Source organism: Streptomyces sp. NPDC033131 (assembly GCF_055578365.1).
The window spans coordinates 86,964-108,233 of record NZ_JBVIPA010000021.1; the positions used below are offsets into that span (position 1 = coordinate 86,964).

The 21,270-nt window shown below is 71.3% G+C and carries 19 protein-coding genes; 7 read left to right on the forward strand and 12 right to left on the reverse strand.

What is annotated here, in order from left to right; genetic code table 11:
- Nucleotides 1-88: 88 nt before the first annotated feature.
- The 3 genes from efeU (at nt 89) to ACZ5XS_RS25635 (ending at nt 4,774) form a co-directional block, all read left to right on the forward strand.
- Nucleotides 89-2,152: an iron uptake transporter permease EfeU gene (gene efeU, locus ACZ5XS_RS25625; RefSeq protein WP_468655002.1), complete on the forward strand. Its 2,064-nt coding sequence runs from the start codon at nt 89-91 to the stop codon at nt 2,150-2,152.
- 64 nt (nt 2,153-2,216) lie between these two features.
- The gene (gene efeB / locus ACZ5XS_RS25630; protein WP_468655004.1) at nt 2,217-3,506 is read left to right on the forward strand and encodes an iron uptake transporter deferrochelatase/peroxidase subunit; all 1,290 of its coding nucleotides are present in this window, start codon (nt 2,217-2,219) and stop codon (nt 3,504-3,506) included.
- A gap of 110 nt (nt 3,507-3,616) precedes the next feature.
- On the forward strand, nt 3,617-4,774 hold the full coding sequence (locus ACZ5XS_RS25635; RefSeq protein ID WP_468655006.1) for an acyltransferase family protein: 1,158 nt from the start codon (nt 3,617-3,619) through the stop codon (nt 4,772-4,774).
- Nucleotides 4,775-4,790: 16 nt separating this feature from the next.
- Here ACZ5XS_RS25635 and ACZ5XS_RS25640 read toward each other — a convergent pair whose 3' ends face one another.
- The gene (locus ACZ5XS_RS25640; RefSeq protein WP_468655008.1) at nt 4,791-5,618 is read right to left on the reverse strand and encodes a hypothetical protein; all 828 of its coding nucleotides are present in this window, start codon (nt 5,616-5,618) and stop codon (nt 4,791-4,793) included.
- Nucleotides 5,615-6,880 carry a glycosyltransferase family 4 protein gene (locus ACZ5XS_RS25645; RefSeq protein ID WP_468655010.1) on the reverse strand — a complete coding sequence of 422 codons (1,266 nt, stop codon included), beginning with the start codon at nt 6,878-6,880 and terminating at the stop codon, nt 5,615-5,617. The genes ACZ5XS_RS25640 and ACZ5XS_RS25645 overlap by 4 nt, the downstream gene beginning before the upstream one ends.
- Nucleotides 6,881-7,161: 281 nt before the next feature.
- Between ACZ5XS_RS25645 and ACZ5XS_RS25650 the strand changes: the two genes are divergently transcribed.
- Nucleotides 7,162-7,680 (forward strand): GNAT family N-acetyltransferase, encoded by a 519-nt coding sequence (locus ACZ5XS_RS25650; RefSeq protein ID WP_468655012.1) that lies wholly within the window; start codon nt 7,162-7,164, stop codon nt 7,678-7,680.
- A 197-nt stretch (nt 7,681-7,877) separates the two neighbouring features.
- Here ACZ5XS_RS25650 and ACZ5XS_RS25655 read toward each other — a convergent pair whose 3' ends face one another.
- Entirely contained in the window at nt 7,878-9,329 is a 1,452-nt protein-coding gene (locus tag ACZ5XS_RS25655; RefSeq protein WP_468655014.1) for a glyceraldehyde-3-phosphate dehydrogenase, read from the reverse strand.
- Nucleotides 9,330-9,602: 273 nt separating this feature from the next.
- Here ACZ5XS_RS25655 and ACZ5XS_RS25660 point away from each other — a divergent pair, with 273 nt between their 5' ends.
- Nucleotides 9,603-11,195 (forward strand): nuclease/transposase family protein, encoded by a 1,593-nt coding sequence (locus ACZ5XS_RS25660; protein ID WP_468655016.1) that lies wholly within the window; start codon nt 9,603-9,605, stop codon nt 11,193-11,195.
- A gap of 32 nt (nt 11,196-11,227) precedes the next feature.
- Here the strand turns inward: ACZ5XS_RS25660 and ACZ5XS_RS25665 are convergent, their stop codons facing one another.
- The 4 genes from ACZ5XS_RS25665 to ACZ5XS_RS25680 all read right to left on the reverse strand — a co-directional run bounded on the left by ACZ5XS_RS25665 (nt 11,228) and on the right by ACZ5XS_RS25680 (nt 16,023).
- Entirely contained in the window at nt 11,228-12,613 is a 1,386-nt protein-coding gene (locus ACZ5XS_RS25665; protein WP_468655018.1) for a cytochrome P450, read from the reverse strand.
- A gap of 107 nt (nt 12,614-12,720) precedes the next feature.
- A complete protein-coding gene (gene pdxR, locus ACZ5XS_RS25670; RefSeq protein ID WP_468655020.1) occupies nt 12,721-14,244 on the reverse strand; it encodes a MocR-like pyridoxine biosynthesis transcription factor PdxR in 1,524 nt (507 codons plus the stop codon).
- A gap of 439 nt (nt 14,245-14,683) precedes the next feature.
- Nucleotides 14,684-15,415: a B3/B4 domain-containing protein gene (locus tag ACZ5XS_RS25675; protein ID WP_468655022.1), complete on the reverse strand. Its 732-nt coding sequence runs from the start codon at nt 15,413-15,415 to the stop codon at nt 14,684-14,686.
- A 2-nt stretch (nt 15,416-15,417) separates the two neighbouring features.
- Nucleotides 15,418-16,023, reverse strand: coding sequence for a LysE family translocator (locus tag ACZ5XS_RS25680; RefSeq protein ID WP_468655024.1), 606 nt, complete (start codon nt 16,021-16,023; stop codon nt 15,418-15,420).
- A 176-nt stretch (nt 16,024-16,199) separates the two neighbouring features.
- Between ACZ5XS_RS25680 and ACZ5XS_RS25685 the strand changes: the two genes are divergently transcribed.
- Nucleotides 16,200-16,670, forward strand: coding sequence for a hypothetical protein (locus tag ACZ5XS_RS25685; RefSeq protein ID WP_468655026.1), 471 nt, complete (start codon nt 16,200-16,202; stop codon nt 16,668-16,670).
- 49 nt (nt 16,671-16,719) lie between these two features.
- Here the strand turns inward: ACZ5XS_RS25685 and ACZ5XS_RS25690 are convergent, their stop codons facing one another.
- Nucleotides 16,720-17,583 (reverse strand): NAD(P)-dependent oxidoreductase, encoded by an 864-nt coding sequence (locus ACZ5XS_RS25690; protein WP_468655028.1) that lies wholly within the window; start codon nt 17,581-17,583, stop codon nt 16,720-16,722.
- 137 nt (nt 17,584-17,720) lie between these two features.
- Here ACZ5XS_RS25690 and ACZ5XS_RS25695 point away from each other — a divergent pair, with 137 nt between their 5' ends.
- Nucleotides 17,721-18,215 carry a lamin tail domain-containing protein gene (locus ACZ5XS_RS25695; protein ID WP_468655029.1) on the forward strand — a complete coding sequence of 165 codons (495 nt, stop codon included), beginning with the start codon at nt 17,721-17,723 and terminating at the stop codon, nt 18,213-18,215.
- A gap of 22 nt (nt 18,216-18,237) precedes the next feature.
- Here ACZ5XS_RS25695 and ACZ5XS_RS25700 read toward each other — a convergent pair whose 3' ends face one another.
- From ACZ5XS_RS25700 to ACZ5XS_RS25715, 4 genes are all read right to left on the reverse strand, one after another.
- Entirely contained in the window at nt 18,238-18,384 is a 147-nt protein-coding gene (locus ACZ5XS_RS25700) for a hypothetical protein (RefSeq protein ID WP_217238569.1), read from the reverse strand.
- A gap of 163 nt (nt 18,385-18,547) precedes the next feature.
- The gene (locus tag ACZ5XS_RS25705; RefSeq protein ID WP_468655031.1) at nt 18,548-19,750 is read right to left on the reverse strand and encodes a serine hydrolase domain-containing protein; all 1,203 of its coding nucleotides are present in this window, start codon (nt 19,748-19,750) and stop codon (nt 18,548-18,550) included.
- Between the two features lie 147 nt (nt 19,751-19,897).
- Entirely contained in the window at nt 19,898-20,329 is a 432-nt protein-coding gene (locus tag ACZ5XS_RS25710; protein WP_468655033.1) for a spore-associated protein, read from the reverse strand.
- Between the two features lie 142 nt (nt 20,330-20,471).
- Nucleotides 20,472-21,251 carry an alpha/beta fold hydrolase gene (locus ACZ5XS_RS25715; RefSeq protein ID WP_468655035.1) on the reverse strand — a complete coding sequence of 260 codons (780 nt, stop codon included), beginning with the start codon at nt 21,249-21,251 and terminating at the stop codon, nt 20,472-20,474.
- Nucleotides 21,252-21,270: the final 19 nt, after the last annotated feature.

Sequence of the window (21,270 nt, forward strand, 5' to 3'; positions counted from 1 at the left end):
GATCATCGTCACGGCTAGTTAGGTTTGCCTACACTCAGCTCGCCCTGGCCGGACTGCGACCGGGCCGTGCCCGAGAGGAGTTCCCCCGGTGTGGGACAACGCGCTCCCGAGCTTCCTGATCGGCCTGCGTGAGGGCCTGGAAGCCGGCCTGATCGTTTCGGTTCTGGTGGCCACCCTCGTCCGCTCCGGGCACCGCTCCCGGCTGCCGCACGTGTGGACGGGGGTGTTCGCCGCGGTCGGGGTGTCGATGGGGTTCGGTGCGGTGCTGACGTTCACCTCGGCCGGCCTGTCCGGGCAGGCCCAGGAGGCCTTCGGCGGTGCGCTCAGCCTGGTGGCGGTCGCCTTCGTCACCGTCATGGTGTTCTGGATGCGCCGGTCGGCACGGAGTTTCTCCGGTGAGATCAAGGAGAAGGTCACCGCGGCGCTGGGCATGGGCTCGGGCGTACTGGTCGTCACCTCGTTCCTCGCCGTCGGACGGGAGGGGCTGGAAACCGCCCTGTTCCTGTGGACCACCGGGCAGGCGGCCGGCGAGTCCGCCGGGCCGCTCGTCGGTGCCGGAGCGGGCCTGCTGCTGGCCGCCGCGGTCTGCTGGGGGCTGTACCGAAGGGTCCTGCACCTCAACCTGACCCGGTTCTTCACTCTCACCGGTGCCGCGCTGATCGTGATCGCGTCCGGGGTGCTCGGCTACGGCCTGCGTGATCTGCAGGAGGGCGGTGTGCTGCCGGGGGCCGCGGCGTACGCCGTCGACCTGTCGGGGAGCATCGATTCCAGCTCCTGGTACGCCACCCTGCTCAGCGGCACACTCAATCTGACGCCGCAGATGACATGGCTTCAGGTCACCGCCTACGGCGCGTATCTCGCCGTGGTGATGACGCTGTTCGTCCGGGGCGTGCGCGGCGCGGACGCGCCCGTCACCACCCCTCCCGTACCGGCGGCGCCCGCCTCCGGGGCCGTCGCCGAACCGGCCGCCCCACGTCCCGCCGTCGCCCGGCGCCTGCCCCGGTGGGTTCTGCCGGTGGCCGCGCTCGCCGCTCCTTCCCTGCTCGCGGGCGTGCTGGTGGCCGTCGGCGACGCGAAGCCCGCCTCCGCCGCCACCATCACCGTCTCCCCCGCGCACTGCGGCAGGGGTTTCACCGTGCCCCAGCGCGGACGGCAGTCGTTCCAGGTACGCAACAGCGGCGGCACCACCGTCGAGGCGTATCTGATCGACCCGGCCACGGCGGCCGTCTACGGCGAGGCCGAGGGCATCGCGCCCGGCACGACCCGCACCCTGATCGCCACGATCGGCGGCGGTAGTTACGCCTGGCGCTGCGTGCCGACCAGCGGGCAGGCCGTCACCTCCGCGGCGGTCCGGGTCACGGGCGGCGGCACGGTGAGAGCCGTACTGCCCGTCTCCGAGAAGGATCTCGCCGCGCCGCTCGCCGCCTACCGTGCCTACGTACAAAGGGGTCTGGCCCTCCTGCTGACCAGAACCCGCACCCTGCAAGACGACATCGAGGCCGGCCGGCTCGACCGGGCGCGCAAGGACTGGCTGCCCGCACACGAGCAGTACGCCTCGCTCGGCGCCGCCTACGGCACGTTCGGGGACTTCGACGCGGAGATCAACGGGACGACGGCCGGACTGCCCGACGGGGTGAAGGACTCCGGCTTCACCGGTTTCCACCGGGTCGAGTACGGCCTGTGGCACGGCGAGCCGGCCGGCTCGCTCGCCCGGGCCGCGCGGCAGCTCACCGCCGACGTCGCCGCCCTGCGGAAGGACTTCCCCCACCAGGACTTCGACCCGGGCGACCTGCCGCTGCGCACCCACGAGATCCTGGAGGGCACCCTCCAGCAGGAGCTGACCGGTGCCACCGAATACGGCAGCGGCACGGGTCTGGCGACCGCCGAGGCCAACATCAAGGGCACCCGGGAACTTCTCGGCCTCCTGCGCCCCCTGATCGACAAGCGTGACCCCAAGGTCTCTCCCACGGTGGGCAGTTGGCTGCGCCGCACCGAGCGGCTGGTGCTCTCCGCCCGCCGCGGTGACGGGAGGTGGACGCCGGTCGGCGAACTCCCCGCCGCCACCCGCCAGAAGCTCGACGGCGCCATGGGCCAACTGCTGGAGGAACTCGCCCCGATTCCCGACCTGTTGGAGATCCGCAAGTCAGCCTGAACACCCTTGCGCCTCACCACCGCCGCACTGCCGCACGCCGCACCACCAGGAAAGGACCATCCCGATGACGCCCCAGCAGCCGGGCCCCGAAGAAGGTCACGAGGGTGTCTGCCCCGCGGGCCGTCGTACGTTCGTCAGGACCGCCCTCGGCATCGGCGCGGCCGGCGCGGCACTGGCCGGGGCCGGACTCGCAGGGGCGGAGCTCACCGGCGGGCGGGCCGGAGCTGCCGAAGACACCACCACGGCCGCCGGCAGGGTGCCCTTCCACGGCGCCCACCAGGCCGGGATCACCACCTCTCAGCCGGCCGCCGCCGCCTTCGTCTCCTGCGACGTCATCGCCGAGGGCCGCGCCGAACTCACCGACCTACTGCGCACGCTCACCGCCCGGGCCCGATTCCTGACCACCGGCGGCACCCCCGAGGACCTGGGCGTGGGCGCCCCGCCGTCCGACAGTGGCATCCTCGGCCCGGACATCCCCGCCGACGACCTGACCGTCACCGTCGGGGTGGGCTCCTCGCTCTTCGACGACCGCTACGGCCTCGGCGCCGTCAGGCCACGTCACCTCGCACCGATGCGCACCTTCCCCAACGACGACCTCGACGCGGCCGAGTGCCACGGCGACCTGTCCCTCCAGATCTGCGCGAACCACTCCGACACCGTGCTGCACGCCCTGCGCGACATCGCCCGGCACACCCGTGGCGCCATGCAGGTCAAGTGGCGCGTCGACGGCTTCCAGAACCCCTCCCGCCCGTCCGGCGCACAGCGCAACCTCCTCGGTTTCAAGGACGGCATCGCCAACCCCGACATCGCCTCCGCCCGCGAGATGAACAAGCTCGTCTGGGTCACGGGCGCCGACGGTGAGCCGTCCTGGGCGGTCGGCGGCAGCTACCAGGTGCTTCGGATCATCCGGATGCGCGTCGAGTTCTGGGACCGGGTCTCCCTCACCGAGCAGGAGCAGATGATCGGCCGGCGCCGGGACAGCGGGGCCCCGCTCGACGGCGCCCAGGAGACCGACACGCCGCACTACGCCAAGGACCCGCACGGCCGGGCGATCCCGCTCGACGCCCACATCCGACTCGCCAACCCGCGCACCGCCAGGACGGACTCCTCACGCATCCTGCGCCGCGGCTACAACTACGACCGCGGCATCGACCAGGTCGGCAACCTCGACATGGGGCTGGTGTTCTGCTGTTACCAGCAGGACGTGGTCCGTCAGTTCGAGGCCACCCAGCAGCGGCTCGTCGACGAGCCGCTGGTCGACTACATCACCCCCACCGGCGGCGGGTACTTCTTCGCGCTTCCCGGCGTACGCGACCGGTCCGACTGGCTCGGACGCTCCCTGCTGCACGGTTGACCCGCCGGGACGGCCCCGGTACGCGGGACGTCGTCGGCCCGGACACGGTGGTGGTGATCAGTGACGTGAAACACGGTTTCACGTCGCCCGGAAGCGGTGAGGCGGCTGGGATGCCCCGCTCGAACGCCACAGCCACGCAGGCCGCGCACAGCCATGTGACGGTGATCGGGGCGCCGGCCAGCGCCCCGGCCGCGCCCGACCGGACCAAACAGCGCGACGCCTTCTTCGACAACGCCAAGTACCTGGCGATCGTGCTGGTGGCGATGGGCCACGTCTGGGAGCCGCTGCGCTCCGGCAGCCGTACCGTCACCGCCCTCTATATGATCATCTACGCCTTCCACATGCCGGCCTTCATCGTCATCTCCGGGTATTTCTCGCGCGGCTTCGACGCGAGCCCGGAGAAGATCAAACGCCTGGTCACCGGCGTGGTCGTCCCCTACGTGGTCTTCGAGACGGCGTACACGCTCTTCACGAGGTGGACCGACGGCGTTCCGGACCGCCCGGTCAGCCTGCTGGATCCCCTGTATCTGACCTGGTTCCTGGCGGCACTGTTCATCTGGCGGCTGACCACCCCCCTGTGGAAGAGCGTGCGCCGCCCGCTGCCGCTCGCGCTCGGTGTCGCGGCGCTCGCGACGATGGCGCCGTCCATCGGCGACGACCTCGACCTGCAGCGCACCCTGCAGTTCCTGCCCTACTTCGTGCTCGGCCTGTGCCTGAAGCCGGAGCACTTCCGGCTGGTGCGGCGTCGCGAGGTGCGCGTCCTGGCGGTGCCGGTCTTCGCCTGTGCTCTCGCCACGGCGTACTGGGCGGTTCCGCGGATGAACTACGCCTGGTTCTTCCACCGCCGCGGCGCCGAGGAACTCGGCGTCCCCGCGTGGTACGGGCCCGTCATGACGCTTGCCCTCTTCGGCTGCTCGCTGACCCTGGTCGCCTGTTTCCTCGCCTGGGTGCCCGGCCGCCGGACCTGGTTCACCGCGCTGGGCGCGGGCACGCTGTACGGCTATCTGCTGCACGGCTTCTTCATCCAGGCCGCCAACCACTGGCACTGGTCCCACCTCGAGTGGACCCACCGGCCGCTCGGGGAGATCACCGTCACCCTCGTCGCGGGCGCGGTCGTGACCGCACTGTGCACGCCTCCCGTCCGCCGGCTCTTCCGCTGCGTGATGGAGCCGACGATGGCGTGGGCGTTCCGGCCGGACAGAGCCACCGGCTCCCGCCCTGAACGGCCGTCACGCCTCGCCGGGACCAGCGCTCGGCACGAGCGGTGACGCACCGGTCACGGCGTCATGACACCGCGGTCCTCGTCACCTCCACGGAGAGCTCGTTGTCGACCGTGTAGTAGGGGCGCAGGACGGCGTCGCCGGTCGTGGTCTTCGGGTAGACGAACACCTCCTTGCGGTCCGCGACGTCGTCCAGAAGGCGGGCGAGGCGAATGGCGGGGGCCTGCGCCGCGGGCCGGACGAAGGCGTCCCAGACGCCGGTGCCGTCACCCGCCCCGGTGCCCAACTCCTCGAATCCGACCGTGAAGGAGAAGCCTCGGCCGTCCGGTGCGGCCTGTGGCTCCACGGTGCGTTCGGTACCGCTGCCGCCCCGCAGACGCAGGCGCACGACGGCTCCCTCCTGGAGCGAAGGCCCGTGCAGGCGTGCGCCGACCGTCATCGAGCGGTCCGTCAGGTCGATGTGGTCGACCTCCGCGTGGGCGGGGCGCAGCCAGGCACGTACGGCGAGATAGCCGTCCTTGGTGACGTAGGGGACCCGGACGGCCAGTGGTGTCCGGCGGTCACGGAGGTGTCCGTCGACGAGGGCCCGTGTGTCACGTGGGCCCGGGCGCAGTCGTTGCCGCCGGGACCCCGGTTCCTGGAGCAGGTACACGTCCCACCGGCCCTCCGTGAGGACGGGTTGCGCGCCGAGGACGGCGTGGTGGTGACCGTCGTCTGCCGGCTCCAGATCGAGGACGTGGAGTGTCTTCTCGGGCTGCCCCTTCTTGGGGCGCCATCGCAGCAGCAGCTGCCGGCCCTCGGCCGGGCACGACGGCAGGTCGAAGGTGATGGTGCCGTCCGCGTCGACCAGGCAGGCGACGCGTGGAGGCGCACTCTGTTGCTCCGTACTCACTGCTGTCCCTTCCGTACCATGCGCAGCGCGCCGCCGGCCGCGCCGACCGCGGCGTCGCGGACGGCGAAGCCCTGGCTGATCAGGGCACGGCGTGCGCCGGCGCCTTCTGGTGCGGCCGCTCGTCCCGTCCTTCTCGCCGTGACCGCCTCGTCGAGAAGACGCTCGGCCTGTTCGACCACGGGGCCGGGAGCGAACCGCCGCGCGTTCTCCAGGGCCGCCCGGCCCATCCGACGGCGTCGGTCGTCGTCGCCGACCAGTTCCAGCAGGGCGGCGCCCAGCGCGTCGCGGTCACCGACGGGCACGAGCCGGCCGTCGGCCCCGTCCTGGACGATCTCACCGGGTCCGTAGGGGCAGTCGGTGCTCACCACCGGCAGTCCGCAGCGCATCGCCTCGACGATCGTCATGCCGAACGGCTCGAAGTTGGAGGCCGCCGCACCGATCGAGCCCTTCACCCACTCCGCTTCCATGGGGGCCGCGGCACCCATCAGGAAGACGTTGTTCCACAACCCGAGGTCCGTGATGAGCCGGCGCAGCCGATCGTGTTCCTCGCCCTTGCCGTAGATGCGCAACTGCCAGTCCGGGTGTTCGGCGGCCACCAGGGCGAAGGCCTGTATGAGCAGGTCGTATCGTTTCACCGGGACCAGCCGGCCGGCCGCGACGACCACCTTCGCGGTGCCGTCCGCGGCGCGCAGCACGGGATCCGGCACGCTGTTGGGCAGTGCCTCCACCCGGACACCGGGCAGCCTCATCTTGAGCCGGTAGGAGGCGGCGTCCGCCTCGGTCACCGTGGTGAGTACGTCGAGCCTGCGGTAGGTCCGGCGCAGCGCGTTGCGCAGCCGGGGCGGATGGTTGTCCAGGGTCAGGTGCTCCTGCCCGATGCGTCCCACGTGGCTCGGAGCCTGGAGCGCGAGATGCACGTTGAGCCCCGGCCGGGTGCCGATCACCACGTCGGCGGCGACCGCCTCGAGGCAGTCGCCGATCCGCTGGTCGGTCAGCTCGCTGTACTGCCCGTACCGGTACTCGGCTCGGGGAAAGACCTTTGCCGGTCTCAGATGTAACGGATGCTCCTTCTCCTGTCTGAGATCCACCAGAGGCCGCAAACCCACCCGCGGGTCCAGGGTGAAGTTCGGGTCCTCCCGGTGCCGCAGCACGGAGATGATCTCCACCTCGTGCCGCTCGGCCAGTGCCTGGGCCAGGTTGAAGGTGGTGGCGATCGTGCCCCCGATCCCATAGGCGTTGTGAAGCAGGAAAGAGATCTTCATAAACGGACTAGACCACGCCAACTCCCCTGGTGGTTGCCTCTTGTTACCGCTTCGTAGTAATCAACGACGCCCCTGGGACACCCAGCGATGGGACCCGGGGAAACGGAGTTGCCGCGTCCGGCAGGGCGTGGATAGCGTCACCGCGCGCGACAAGCGCGTGAGCACATGCGGCAAGGGAGGTTGATGAATATGGCTGCCGTCGGCCGTGTTCCGCATGCCCTTGTCCGGTCCGCGTTCTTCCAGAGCGTGGTCCGGGTCGTCGCAACGACCAGGAGTGTCACGTGCCTTCGTCTCCCACACCCGCCCACGCCGCAGATCTGCTGACCGGCCGTCTCGTGCTGCGGCCGTGGTCCGCTGCCGAGACCGATGCCGTTGTGCGCGGGATCCGGCTCGGCCATTGGGCCGAGGACTTCCCCGCGGAGGGCGATCAGGTCGTCGCGGGCCTTTTCGCCGAACATCCCGGGTGGCTCGGCGAGTACGGCCACCGTCAGGTCGTCGAGCGGGCCAGTGGTCTGGTCGTCGGCTCGGTCGGGCTGTTCTGGCCGCCTGCCGACGGCCGACTGGAAATCGGCTACGGAATCGTGGCCGGCCGTCGAGGGCTCGGCTACGCCACTGAAGCCACCCGAGCCCTCACGGAATTCGCCCTCACCGCGCCCGGCGTGCACGCGGTGCACGCCGATGTGGAGCAGTCCAATCCGCCGTCGGTCCGAGTGCTGGAGAAGGCCGGCTTCCACCTGGTGGGCTCCGAGGGGCAGTTGCTCCGGTTCCGGGTCACGAGGGCGGATCCGGCTCAGCGGTGATCGCCGGGCTTCGCCGCCCTCGGTGGTGTCGTCCGCCCTGATGCCGGTGCATCGGCCGCTGTGTGCGGGGACCTGCCCGCGTACGGTCGGCCCAGGCCCGTGACGGCGATGTCCCGGACGGAGAACGAGCGCTGTCCGGGACAGGGTGGACCTGGTGGAGGCGGCGGCTCCGTACGCCGGGGCGGCCGCCTCGGGGATCAGACCAGGGGAGCCGGGTAGGTCGGGTACTCCACCCCGGAGACGTGCTGGACGACACGGATGACCTGGCAGGAGTAGCCGAACTCGTTGTCGTACCACAGGTAGAGGATCGCGTTGTTGCCGTCCACCTTGGTGGCGCCGGCGTCGACGATGGAGGCGTGGCGGGAGCCGATGAAGTCGCTGGAGACCGCGTCGGGGGCGGTGGTGAAGTCGATCTGGCGCTTGAGCGGCGAGGTCAGCGACACGTCGCGGAGGTGGTCGAGGACCTCGTCGCGGGTGGTCTCGCGGGCGAGCTGGAGGTTGAGGATGGCGATCGAGACGTCCGGCACGGGAACGCGGATCGAGCTGCCGGTGATCGGCGCCTTGAGGTCGGGCAGCGCCTTGGCGACGGCGGAGGCGGCGCCGGTCTCGGTGATGACCATGTTGAGCGGCGCCGAGCGGCCTCGGCGGTCGGCACTGTGGTAGTTGTCCAGCAGGTTCTGGTCGTTGGTGAACGAGTGGACGGTCTCCACGTGGCCGCGCAGGACGCCGTACTCGTCCGCCATCGCCTTCAGCGGCGGGACGATCGCGTTGGTGGTGCAGGAGGCGCAGGACAGGATCTGATCGTCCGGCTTGATCGTGTCGTGGTTGACGCCGTGCACGATGTTGGGGACGTCGCCCTTGCCCGGCGCGGTCAGGACGACCTTGTCGACGCCGGGGCGCAGGTGCTGCGACAGGCCCTCGCGGTCGCGCCACTTGCCGGTGTTGTCGATGAGGATGGCGTCCTTGATGCCGTACGCCGTGTAGTCGACCTCCGACGGGTCGTTGGCGTAGATCACCTTGATCTCGTTGCCGTTGGCGATGATCGTGCTGTTCGCCTCGTCGACCGTGATCGTGCCCTGGAACTGGCCGTGGATGGAGTCGCGGCGCAGCAGCGAGGCGCGCTTCACGATGTCCTCGTCGGCACGGCCGCCGCCGCGGACGACGATGGCACGCAGTCGCAGGCCGTTGCCGGAGCCCGACTTCTCGATGAGCAGACGGGCGACGAGACGGCCGATGCGGCCGAAGCCGTAGAGGACGACGTCGCGTCCCTCACGACGCTCGGTCTTGTTCGCGTCTGTGGCACCGGCGACGGCCTCGGCGGTGAAGTCCGCCACCGACAGGCCGCGGTCGTCGCTCCGGTACGTCGCGGCCAGCATGCCTATGTCGATCTGGGACGGGCCGAGGTCGAGCGTGGTGAGGGCCTGCAGGAACGGCAGGGTCTCGGTGACCGACAGTTCCTCTCCGGCGATCTGCCGGGCGAACCGGTGGGTCTTGAGAATGCTGACCACTGACTTGTTCACCAGGGAACGGCTGTGGAGCAGCACGGTCACATCGCGCTCCCGGTGCAGCCTCCCGATGATCGGGATCATCGACTCCGCGATCTCCTCGCGGTTCTTCCAGTTGGTGAACGAGTCCTCGTTGACAGTCACAGTTTTCTCTTTCGAGCTAGGTGGCGCTCATATGCTAGTACCTCTCCGTTTCAGTCACTGTGGCGGGGCCTGGAGCTGCTCTCGCTGGACTGTGCGCAAGAGCGCTCTGGTGAGCGGGAGTGGCTGTCAGGGCTCGTTTCGCGTGTTGCGCCTCGGCCGCCGCTCGGTGTTCGGTGGTGAACTGACGTTCTTTCATCGAATACGTGACCTTCCTGAGGGGTGCTCGTTTGTCATGGCGACAGGGTTCTTCGGGTGGGGCGGGGGTGTGGCGGGGTGGGTGGGCTGAGGAGTGTGGCGCCGTCGTTCGTCGCGTCCGGTCCTGGTGGTGTGGCAGTGCGGACCCGCCTCAAGGACCTGGCGCCCGGCGATGAGAAGGTGCTGCGCCTGGTGGGCGCGCATCTGGGGTCGCTGGCCTCGAAGGACCTCAAGACGCGGTGCCGGGACGGCCTGGAGCATTCCGGTGAGACGTGGGCGGTGCGTAAGCGGGAGCTGACACCGCTGTCGTCGTCACGGTGGGCGGGCAGCATCACCAAAGCCACGCACGACCAGTGGACGCTGGCCCGCCGCTGCCAGCTCGCACACATCCACAACCTGGAAGCCGGCATCCGCACCATCGAGCACCGGCTGTCCCAGCCGGTCGGGCAGAAGGGGACGAGGAAGACGCCCGGGGGTTACCGGTCCCAGCGGGAATGGCACGCGAAGTCAAGGCGCCTGCGGGTACTGGAGGACCGGCTGGCTGCCGCGCGGGCCGACCGCGAGGCCGGCATCGTCCACGTCGTACGCGGCGGCAAACGCCTGGCCCGCACCCGGCACCACCTGGAGGCGGCCCGGCTCACCGAGTCCACGTGGCGTGGGCGCTGGGAGGCGGAGCGCTGGTTCTGTCAGGCGGACGGCGAGTCCGGCAAGCGCTACGGCAACGAGACCATCCGCATCAGCCCCGGCGGGGAGGCGAGTATCAAGCTCCCCGGACCGCTCGCGCATCTGGCCAACGCCCCGCACGGCCGCTACATCCTGGCCTGCCGGGTCACGTTCGCGCACCGGGGCGGCGAGTGGGCGGACCGCGTCGCGGCCGACCGGGCGATCGCCTACCGCATCCACTACGACACCGGCCGGGACCACTGGTACCTGACCGCCTCCTGGCAGATCCCGCCCACCCCCACCCTCCCCATCGAGGCCGCGCTCACGCACGGAGTGATCGGTGTCGACATGAACGCCGACCACCTCGCCTGCTGGCGCCTGGACGTCCACGGCACCCCCACCGGCAGCCCGCGCCGCTTCTCCTACGACCTCACCGGTACCGCCGACCACCGTGACGCCCAGGTCCGCCACGCCCTCACGCGGCTGCTGAACTGGGCAAAGAGCTGCGGCGTCAAGGCCATCGCGGTCGAAGACCTCGACTTCCAGGCCGAGAAAACCAGAGAGAAGCACGGGCGCAAGCACCGATTCCGGCAGCTCATCTCCGGCATGCCGACCGGCAAGCTCCGCGCCCGGCTGGCCTCCATGGCCGACGCCACGACTATCGCGGTCATCGCCGTGGACCCGGCCTACACCAGCAAGTGGGGCGCCCAGCACTGGCAAAAGCCGATGGCCGGCCCCAACCGTCAGACCACCCGCCACGACGCAGCCGCCGTGGCGATCGGAAGGCGCGCCCAGGGACACCCGATCCGGCGACGGACGACACCGCCCCGTGCACACCAGAGCGATGTGCACGGGCATCGGACCGTCCAGGCCGGACCAGGTACTCCTGGGCGTGAGGAACCCCGCCCCCGCATTCCCGGACCACGGACACGATCCGTGCCGCCGGACGCGGCGAGTACGCGGGCGACCAGGACATCCAAAACCGTTCGGGGGGTCCGCAGTGACTAGATATGGGTCCAAGACTCACTCCTGCTCACTGATTAGGAACGGTTCCGGTGGTACGCCATGATCATCATGTCGGGTTTGACCGTGACCACGGCCTGGGGGCGCGGGGCGCGTGAGGTGAGTTCGAGGACGGGCCAGGTCCTGAGAACGGTGGCCAGGATGATCTGGAGTTCGGCCCAGGCGAAGTTCTCCCCGATGCACTTGCGGCGGCCGTCGCCGAACGCGAGGAACGAGCCGCGGGTGCCCGCGGCGCGGGCCGGCTCCCAGCGGTCCGGATCGAAGGTCTCGGGCTCGGGGAAGTGGGCGGGGTCGTGCTGGTGGAGATAGGGGCTCCAGACGACGTCCGCGCCCTCGGGGATCCGGTGGTCCCCGAGGTCGACGTCCCGGGTGGCGGTACGGGTGACCATCCAGGCGGGGCCGTACTTGCGGATGGTCTCCTGCAACACCTGCCGCGCGTACCGGAGCCGGTCGACGTCCTCGTACCGCAGGGGGCGGTTCTCGCACACGGTGTCGAGTTCCTCGCGCAGTCGCTGTTCGACCCCGGGGTTGCGGGTGACTTCGTACAGGGTCCAGGCCAGCGTGGTGCCGGTCGTCTCGATCGCTCCGGTCAGCAACGTGATGGCCTCGTCCTGCAGTTGCTGCCGGCCGAGCGGTTCCTCGGCGGTCAGCAGGGTCTTGAACAGGCCTTTCCGCTCGGACTGTCGGGCCGCGGCGTGCGGGCAGGTGGCGGGTGGCGCGGTGTCCGTCGCGTCGGCGTGGTGGTCGATGGCCTGGTCGATGAGGGCGCGCAGGCGCACGACGCGTTGCGCGTGGGCGCGGTGGGCGGGCAGCGGCAGGGCGGCGATCCAGGAGGGCAGGATCGTCTGCCGGATCGTTCCCTTCATGATGGCCGGCATGAGGGCGGTGAACTCGCCCTCCAGGTGCCCGGGCAGGTCGGCGCCGAACAGGGCGACCAGGAACGCGGCGAGCGTGATGTCGTTCATGTCCGCGTACACGTCGCGGGCCTCACCGGCCGGCCAGGCGCCGACCATCGCCTGGACCTGCTCGATCATCGCGTCGCCGCGCTCGGCGATGTGCGCCCTGTTGAACATGGGCTGCATCAGGCGGCGGTTGCGCAGATGGGTGTCGCCGTCGGCGACGGTGGCCAGCCCGTCCCCGAAGAAGACCCGCAGGGCGTCGATGATCTTGCCGCCCTTGGCGAAGTGCGCGGCGTCGGTGACCAGGACCCGGCGGGTCAGGGCGGGGTCGGTGACCACGTAGGCGGGTGTCGGTCCGATGCGTATCCGCACCACGCTGCCGTGCTCTCGCAGTGAGGTGAAGAACGGCAGCGGATCACGGGCGAGCCGGTGGACGTGGCCGATCAACGGCCAGGCGCCGGGGGCGGTGGTGGTGGGGGCGGGTGACGTCGCGGGGGCACTCATCGGGTGCATCACTCCTCGTGGGGCCGTCAAAACCCCCGAATGCATGCCCGACAGGACGGCGCGGAATGCGAGTCGACCGTGATCGGAACGTCACATTCACGGATGTTTTACGCGGGCGGCGTGCTCTGGCCGAGGGAGCGCAGTGCCTCGCCGAGTGCCGCCACCCCTTCGGCTATGGCACCGGGCGGGGTGGCCGCGTAGCCGAGGACGAGGCCGGGGCGGCCGGGGAGCTGGCGGTGCCAGGACAGGGGCTGGCACTTCACACCCCGGGCGAGTGCGGCGGCGGCCAGCTCGGTGTCGGGTACCTGCGGGGTGTACGTGACGGTCAGGTGCAGGCCGGCCGCGGCACCGTGCACGGTCGCGCCCGGCAGGTGTGCGGCGACGGCGTCGATCATCGCGTCACGCCGGCGGCGGTGCCGGCCACGCAGCAGTCGCAGGTGCCGTTCCAGGTCCCCGGAGTCCATGAGCCGGGCGAGCACCAGCTGCGGCAGGACGGCGTTGCCCAGGTCCGTGAAGCGTTTCGCCTCGGTCAGCGCGTCGCGGTAGCGGGGCGGGGGTACCAGCCAGCCGGTCCGCAGGGCGGGGGCGAGGAGCTTGGAGACGCTGCCCGCGTAGCACACGTGGTCGGCGAGCAGGGCGCGCAGTGCGGGGACCGGCGGCCGGTCGTAGCGGTGCTCGGCGTCGTAGTCGTCCTCGATGATCAGGCCGCCCTCCTCCGCCCAGCGCAGTAGCTCGCGGCGGCGTTCGCCGCTCATGACCACGCCGGTGGGGAACTGGTGGGCGGGGGTGAGCAGCGCCGCGCGGGCGCCGGTGGCGCGCAGTGCGTCCACGCGGACCCCGTCGTCGTCCACCGGTACCGGTGGGGTGGCCAGGGCTCCGTTCACCAGATGCTGGCGGGTGCCGAGCGAGCCCGGGTCCTCCACCGCGACGCTGTCGATGCCTGCCGCCCGCAGCACGGGGTGCAGCAGGGTGAGCGCCTGTGCCGTGCCGGCGACGATCAGCACCTCGTCCGGTTCCACCCGGATGCCCCGGCTGCGCGCCAGCCACCGGGCGACGGCCTGGCGCAGCTGCGGGGCGCCGCGGGGGTCGCCGTAGCCGAGGTGTTCGGCGGACAGGCCGGTGAGCACGGCCCGTTCCGCGCGCAGCCAGGCCGTGCGGGGGAAGGCCGCGAGGTCGGGCTGGCCGGGGGTGAAGTCGACGCGCGCGCGGACGGCGCGCAGGGCGTCGAAGACCGCGGGACCCGGTTCGCCGACGAACAGCGTGCCCGGTACGGCGTCGTCGACGGGACCGGCGGGTCCCGTGGGGGACGCGGGCGGTGGCACCGCGGGGGCCGCGACCACCACTGTCCCGCCGCGCCGACGTCCTTCGACGTGGCCGTCCTCGGTGAGCCGCCGGTATGCCTCGGTGACGACCCCTCGAGAAACGCGCAGCTCACCGGCGAGCACCCGGGTGGGCGGCAGCCTGCTGCCCACCGCCAGCCGGCCGTCGGCTATGGCCTGGCGCAGCCGCGCGGCCAGCCAGTCGGCCTTGCCGGAACCTGAGGCGTCACCGGCGTCGAGCTGGAGGAAGTCGGAGCCGTAGGCCGGAGGGCCGCCGTCCGGCGGCGGGGCCGCATCGGGGCCTTGGCACACGGAACCGCCGCTCCGGGGCGCGGCCGCATCAGCACCCCGGGACGCCCAACCACCGCCAGCCGACGCGGCGCGGCCTGGGACGTCCGCCCCAGCACCGCCATCCCCGGGCGCGGCGGGGACGGTGTCGGGCACGGGACGGCCGTCGCCGGACGGGCGCTTGGCGGAGCTGTCGGGCTCAGGAGGGCCGTCGCCCGACGGGCGCTTGCCGGAGCTGTCGGGCACAGGTCCTCGGTCTGCCGTCCCGGCCTCGCCGGAGCCGTACACCCGGGTCCGGCAATCCGTCGGCCGGGCGGCTGTCTCAGCGCCGTGCGCCGGGCCGGCGCCGACCGCCGCCGAGCCCACGCCGGGGGACGGCGCCCGGCCGGCGTCCGGCGTGGGCTCGGCGGCGGCGCTGCGTCCGTGGGATGTCCGCTCCCCCTCGTTCATCGGGCCAATGGTGTCACGCGCGCCTCTGCGCCTCGGGCGGGATCTGGTCGTCGAAGTCGAACTCCGGCGCGGCGCGGGTGAGGACGGCCGACGCGGTGGTCACCGGCCAGTGTGCGGTCAGTTCCTCGGCGGCGGTCTTCAGCAGCTCGGGTACGGCCTCCGCGCCGCCCTCGTGCATCGCCTCCGTCACGACGAGGATGCGGCTGGTGTGCTCGCCGACCGCCGAGTGGCCGCTCTGGCGGTTGGTCCAGCGGCGGGCGTGTGCCCGGCCGGCGGAGTCGGCGAAGGTCACCTCGCCGGGTGCGGGGTGCTCGGTGCCGCCGCCGAAGGTCGTGTAGTGCTCGCCGCCGTGGGCCTGGCGCACTTCGAGCAGGGGGCCGGAGATGCGGTCGACGTCGAGCACCGCGACCGGTACGCCGTACGCGACCGAGAGTGCGTTGCACAGGTCGACCACCGGGTGGATGCCGGGCAGTTCGCCCTCCTTGCGCAGTCGCCGCAGCAGCGATTCCGAGGCGCACCGGTACTGCGTCGGCTTGAGCCCCATCCGGGAGAAGGCCCGCCTCCAGGCCAGCACCTCGGGGAAGGCGCTCTCGGAGGCGCCGGCCAGCCTGGTCACGGCCCGTGAGGTGTACTCGGCGACGCGCGGGGCGACGTCGGCGGTGGCGTCGATGCCGGTGGCGTAGAGCACGCCGGCGGAGAGTTCCGGGTAGTCGGCCCAGAGGGCGTCCGCGTGTCGGAAGAGCATCCTCACGCCACCGCCAGTCGTGCGCTCAGGGCCACGAAGGAGACGGCGAACACCCGGCGGATGCCGGTCATCACCTGGGGACGGGCCAGGACGCGGTGTCGTACGGCGGCGGCGCCCACGCCGTACGCGGCGAAGACGACGAAGGTGAGGGCCATGAAGACGGCGCTGAGCCGGAGCATCGCGCCGAGGGAGCCGGATCCACCGGCGGGCACGAACTGCGGCAGGAACGCCACGAAGAACATCGTGAGCTTCGGGTTGAGCAGGTTCAGCAGCACCCCGGAGGCGATCACGCGGGCCGCCGGTCGCGGCTCGGACCGCGTCTCGACCGTCAGCGCGTCCTTGTCGCGCAGCGTCGCCCACGCCATGTACAGCAGGTATCCGACGCCGAGGTACTTCACCGTCTCGTAGGCGACGGCGCTGGTGTGGAGCAGTGCGGCGAGGCCGGTGACCGTCGCGATCAGGTGCGGCACGATGCCGAGGGTGCAGCCGAAGGCGGCGATGACGCTCGCGCGGCGGCCGTGGGACAGTCCGGCGGCGAGGGTGTAGACCACGCCGGTGCCGGGGGTGACCACCACGACGAGGCTGGTCAGTAGGAACGCGATGCTCAAGGAGGGCCTCCGCAGGATTCGTTGTCCTGCCACCCTGTCGCGGTCATGGCCCGGCGGACAGAGCCAAAGTGGGCGGGGTTCAGTGGTCCATAGAACGTTGCGCCGTTCGAGTGGTGCAGCACCGGCCACGGCCGTAGCGTCGGTACCGACACGGGCGCGGACGGCCGGGAGCGGACATGCGCAGACTCGCGGTGACCAAGGCGGCGGCGCTGGGTGCCGCGACGGCGTTCGTGGCGGCCATGGGTCCGGCCTCCGCCTCCCCCGCGGCGGCGCAGGCGTCGCCCGGACGGACCGCGGTTCAACAGGTCAGGCCCACGGTGCTCGTCGACTGCCTCTCTAAGCCGCACATACGTCCCGTCGGCTTCATGCTGGCCTGCGGTGACGGCAACAGTCGTCTGGCCTCGCTCCGGTGGGCGCGCTGGGACGCCGCGTCGGCGGAGGCTAAGGGCGTCAACCGGGTGAACGACTGCGAGCCGTACTGTGCCGCGGGGAGGTTCCACTCGTATCGCGTCGTCGTCCGGCTCGACGAGCCGCAGAGCTGGAAGAAGGATCCGCAGCAGAGGCACTACACGCGGCTGACGCTCACCCTCACCGGCGACAGGCCGGAGCGGCTGGCGCGCACGGTGACGTACACGCTGTGGAACTGAGTGACGCTCCGGACGGCCGGACGGCCGGACGGCCCGCCGGCCCCGGCCGTCACCCGGCCTCGTCCGGCTCTCGCCCCAGCAGGTCGGCGAGCAACTGGCCGCTGGTCACGGTCGTGTCGTCCTTGTGGGCGTGCCACCGCTCGAAGGTGTCCGCCGCGGCGTCGGCGAAGGAACCCGGCAGACCGCTCTCCCGCCAGGCGTCGGCGATCTCCCTCATCTCCGGCTCCCAGCGCCAGGCCCGGGGGCCCGCGCCGGCCAGTTGTTCCGGCCGGGCCAGTGGGGTGCCGGGCAGCAGGTGTGCGGCGACGTCGAGGAGGTCGTCCAGGACGCCGTGGTCCTCCGCCAGGGCGCAGGCCTCGGCGGCGAGGGCGTACGAGATCTTGTTGTAGGCGGCGAAGGACAGCTTGAGCGCCGATGCCCGGCCGACCGGGCCGGCCAGGGCGACGGGCGTCAGCAGTGTCCCGTCGAACAACGCCCGGACCCCCGCCACGGCCGTGTCCTCGCCCGACAGATACAGCCGGGTGGTGCCGGCCGCACGGGGTGGTGGTCCGGTGATGCCTCCGTCGACCGGACTCGCCCCGGTGCCGTGCAGTACTTCGGCGATCTGCGTCATGCGCTGCGGGCTGACCGCGTTGGCATCCACGTAGACACCGTCGAAGCCGGCTGTCGCCACCTGGCGGGCGACGTCGAGGGCGGCGGCCGGAGGGCACACGCTGAGGAGCAGGGTGCACCGGGTGGTCAGCTCCGCCATTCCCGCCGCGGGCCGCAGCCCCCACTCGGCGGCCCGCAGCCCGGTCGCGGCCGACCGGCCCTGCGGCAGCCACCAGACCCTGCTCCCCGCGGCCGTCGCCTGCGCCGCCACCTGCGCACCCATGGCACCGGGGTGCACGATCCCCACGTCGGTATGAACCATGAACGGGACCCTATCGCCGTCCGCGAGAGACCCCTTCGACGCCAGGTGCTTCACATTTCGCGCACATTACCCTCACGTCATGTTCATGAGGGAGATAAGCTCCTGCCGCTCCATTCGCACCACTGGGGGGATTCCTCATGCGTACACGCCATGTCCTGGCGCTGGTCGCCGCCGCCGGCTCGATAGCCGCCCTGTCGGCCGCGCCGGCGCAGGCCGCCGAATACACGTCCGCCCTGAAGCTCAAGGGTGTTCAGTACGACGCGCCCGGCTCGGACTCCAACAGCTGCTCCACCGGCAACACCAGGGACGAGTACCTGACGATCAAGAACTACTCGGCCTCGGCGACCGTCAACCTCAAGGGTTACGTCGTCAAGGACGCCGTCGGCAACAGCTTCACGTTCACGGCCGGCCACAGCCTGCAGCCCGGCGACTACGTGAAGCTGCGCGGCGGCAAGGGCACCGACTCCGACGCGAAGAACGTCGTCTACCGCCAGAACTGCAACTTCATCTGGAACAACGACAAGGACACGATCTACCTGTACAAGCCGTCCGGAAGCCGGGCGGACGTGCACGGGTACACCAAGAGCGGTTCCGACCCGGACCGCAACGGTTACATCACCTTCCACAGCTGACGAACCGCCGCGGCCCTGTCGGTCAGCGGCGGGTGCGCCACTTGCTCAGCAGACGCTGCGCCTGAGCGCGGCGACGCGGGTCGGACGCGGTGCGTCGTGCCTGTTCCATGGTGCGACGCCCCTGAGGACTCCTGGTGAACTGCTTGATGCGCTGGATGACGCTCGGCATGGTCGTGCCTCCTCCGGTCGGCAGGTTCCGCTCCCTCATCGCTGCGTCTACCCGGTGCCGGACGGTTCAGGCAGCGGTCACGCCGGCAGCCGGTCCGTCGCCTGCCGCGTGGCGTGGGGCGTATCCGACGCGGTTCGGGTACGCCCCTGCGCGTGCGGGTGGCTCAGCGGCCGTCACGCAGCAGCGCGCAGACGAAGTCCTCCTGGACAGCGCGCAGTTGGCGCAACTGGGCGGGCGCCTGGGTGCGGTTGATCTGGGTGGTGACGGAGAACGTCAGCGAGCGGCTGCCGTCCGGGGTGGCGGCGATCAGCTGCGTGTATCCGGGGAAGTTGCCGGTGTGCCCGAGCACGACACCGCAGCGGGTCTCGTAGCGGAAGATCGCGAGGCCCGCCTTGTTGCGTCCCGGTCCCGCGGGCTCCGACGCCCCGGCGATCCAGCGCCGCTGTTCGCGGACGACGTCCTTGCCGTACAGCGCTCCCCCGGCGTAGCCGCGGATGAAGCGGTTCATGTCGGCGGGGGTGGAGACGATCCCCCCGGAGGCCCATACGCCCGAGGCGCTGAGGATCTCGCTGACGTCCTCCGGTGGTCCGGGCGGCGTCACGTCGTATCCGTGCAGGTAGGGCTCGGGGAGCCGGTAGCCCTGCGGAAGACTGGTGTCACGCAGCCGCAGCGGCTCGTAGACCAGCTCGCGCAGCAGTCGTTCGTACGGCGTGCCGGTGACCGCTTCCGCCATCAGGGCCACGGCGATGTTGTCGGAGTTCGAGTACTGGTACCGGCTGCCCGGCCGGAACCGCAGGGGCTCGTCGGCCACGTAGTCGAGGAGACGGCGGGAGTCGAAGCGACGCCGCGGATCGGCGAGCACCTCCTCCAGGAAGGCGGGGTCCTCCGAGTAGTCCGGCAGGCCGCTGGTGTGGTTCAGGAGTTGCCGCAGGGTCACGGAGCCCCAGGCGTCGGGGAGCCGGGGCAGCCGCTCGCGGAGGGTGTCGTCCAGGCGCAGGACGTGGCGGTCGACCAGGGTGAGGGCGACCGCTCCGCTGAAGGCCTTGGCCGTGCTCGCGATGCGCATGTGGTCGTGTGGGCCGGGCGGCCGGCCCGTGGCGAGGTCGGCGACGCCGGCCCGGAGGATCTGCCTGTCGTGGCCGCGCTGGAGGACGGCGATGATGCCGGGCGGTCCGCCGGGGCTGTTGACGAACCGGTCGAGCCGGCGTTGCAGCGTCCGCTCGTCCGACGGTCGCGGGGTGGCGTCGGCGGCGGTGCTGACGGCGGCCGGGACCAGGCCCGCGAGGCAGACGGCGAGGACGGACGCCGCCCGTAGCCGAGGGCGGCGGAGGAGGGTGCGGCGGGGCGGTGCGGCGCGTGGAGGCATGGCGGCTCCTGAGGGTGAGGTTCGGCTGTCCCAGCCTCACCGGTTGCGCAGGGCGCCTGCTCCTCGTGCTGCTGCATACGGCCCAAGGGAACGGCGACCGGGCGGCCGCCGTTTCCTCAGCTCCGGAGCACGCCGATGTGGCGTGGCTCAGTCGGTCAGTGGTGCGCAGTGCACGTTGTTCGCCCCGCCGCTCTGTCCGGCGATCCGCCCCCAGTAGCTCACGCAGTGGCCGGGGTGGCCGATGTACGCCGGACCGGCGTAGGTCGTGTAGAGACCCTCGTCGAACTCGGGGTCGACGTCCTGGGCGTCCGTGAGCGCGGCCAGCATGGACACGGCGGTGCCGGGACGCGCGCGCACGGTGACCACGCAGTCCAGTCCGGTGGCCGGGTTGTACGTCAGGTAGACCGTGCCCGCGGTACCGACCGGCGACGAGTGGACCACCGTGTAGCCCGCCCCGCAGACCCCGTTGTACTTCGCCGGGGGCGTCGCCGCCCCTGCCTGCGGTGCGACGGCCCCCATGGTGCCGACCACCGCGGCTGTGACCGCTCCGACCGCCGCGGCACGCTGAATGATGTTCATGTGAATCCCCCGTTTCGTCGACTGCTCCGACAGCGTGTCGACGTCGCAGGGTTTGACCGCCGTCACCCGGCCGCCGTTGTAGGCCACCGGCACCGGTTACGGAACCCGGACACGGAGTGAACGGGTCCGTGGCCGCGTCCGCTCAGTCCCGGATACCGACGAACCCGTCGAGCGCGGCGGTGAGTTCCGCGGGCTTCTCCACCGGCAGTTCGTGGCCGGCGTCCAGGATGCGCACGACGGCGTCCGGGTAGGCCGTCGCCATGCGCAGCATCTGGGCGATGGGCAGTTGGACGTCGTGGTAGCCGTGCACCAGCAGGGTCGGGATGCTGATCTCGGCGACCCGGTCGAGGACGTCGAAGGCCCGCATGGCGCCGTAGAGCGTCATCACCACCTCGCGCGGGGTGGCCGACGAGGCGCCGATGTAGGCGCGGATCTCCTCACGGGGGTAGCCGGGGGCGAAGGCGCGCTGGATGTTGGCGGCGACGAACAGCTTGAACGGGACCAGCGTGGAGGCCGCCATCAGCAGACCTCGGCCCCGGCTGTAGGCCATCTTGCTGATGGAGTTCACCAGCACCATGCGTGCGACCCGGTCGGGGTGGGCGAGGGCGATGGTCTGCGCGATCATGCCGCCCATGGAGTGGCCGACGGGGATGAAGCGGTCGACCTTCAGGTGGTCGAGGAGCGCCATGACGTCACGGGCCAGGTCGTCGATCGTGCGGGCGCCCGATCCGGTGCTCTCGCCGTGGCCGCGCAGGTCCAGGCGGATCACCCGCCGCTTCGCGGCGAAGTGCGCCAGTTGGTGGTCCCAGCGGTGCCGGTTGGCCGTCCAGCCGTGGATGAACACCAGCGGGGTGGCGTCACCGTCGCGGGGGCCCTCGTCGTCGTACGTCAGTGAGGCACCGTCGAGGGCGAGCTGTGGCATGGGGCCTGGCCTCCTGGGG

Bases quoted from the DNA above. Each gene is read 5' to 3' on its own strand.
- efeB (WP_468655004.1), top strand. From the start codon at position 2,217: ATGACGCCCCAGCAGCCGGGCCCCGAAGAAGGTCACGAGGGTGTCTGC.
- ACZ5XS_RS25635 (WP_468655006.1), top strand. From the start codon at position 3,617: ATGCCCCGCTCGAACGCCACAGCCACGCAGGCCGCGCACAGCCATGTG.
- ACZ5XS_RS25645 (WP_468655010.1), bottom strand. From the start codon at position 6,880: ATGAAGATCTCTTTCCTGCTTCACAACGCCTATGGGATCGGGGGCACG.
- ACZ5XS_RS25665 (WP_468655018.1), bottom strand. From the start codon at position 12,613: ATGAGTGCCCCCGCGACGTCACCCGCCCCCACCACCACCGCCCCCGGC.
- ACZ5XS_RS25675 (WP_468655022.1), bottom strand. From the start codon at position 15,415: ATGCTCTTCCGACACGCGGACGCCCTCTGGGCCGACTACCCGGAACTC.
- ACZ5XS_RS25685 (WP_468655026.1), top strand. From the start codon at position 16,200: ATGCGCAGACTCGCGGTGACCAAGGCGGCGGCGCTGGGTGCCGCGACG.
- ACZ5XS_RS25690 (WP_468655028.1), bottom strand. From the start codon at position 17,583: ATGGTTCATACCGACGTGGGGATCGTGCACCCCGGTGCCATGGGTGCG.
- ACZ5XS_RS25695 (WP_468655029.1), top strand. From the start codon at position 17,721: ATGCGTACACGCCATGTCCTGGCGCTGGTCGCCGCCGCCGGCTCGATA.
- ACZ5XS_RS25700 (WP_217238569.1), bottom strand. From the start codon at position 18,384: ATGCCGAGCGTCATCCAGCGCATCAAGCAGTTCACCAGGAGTCCTCAG.
- ACZ5XS_RS25705 (WP_468655031.1), bottom strand. From the start codon at position 19,750: ATGCCTCCACGCGCCGCACCGCCCCGCCGCACCCTCCTCCGCCGCCCT.
- ACZ5XS_RS25710 (WP_468655033.1), bottom strand. From the start codon at position 20,329: ATGAACATCATTCAGCGTGCCGCGGCGGTCGGAGCGGTCACAGCCGCG.
- ACZ5XS_RS25715 (WP_468655035.1), bottom strand. From the start codon at position 21,251: ATGCCACAGCTCGCCCTCGACGGTGCCTCACTGACGTACGACGACGAG.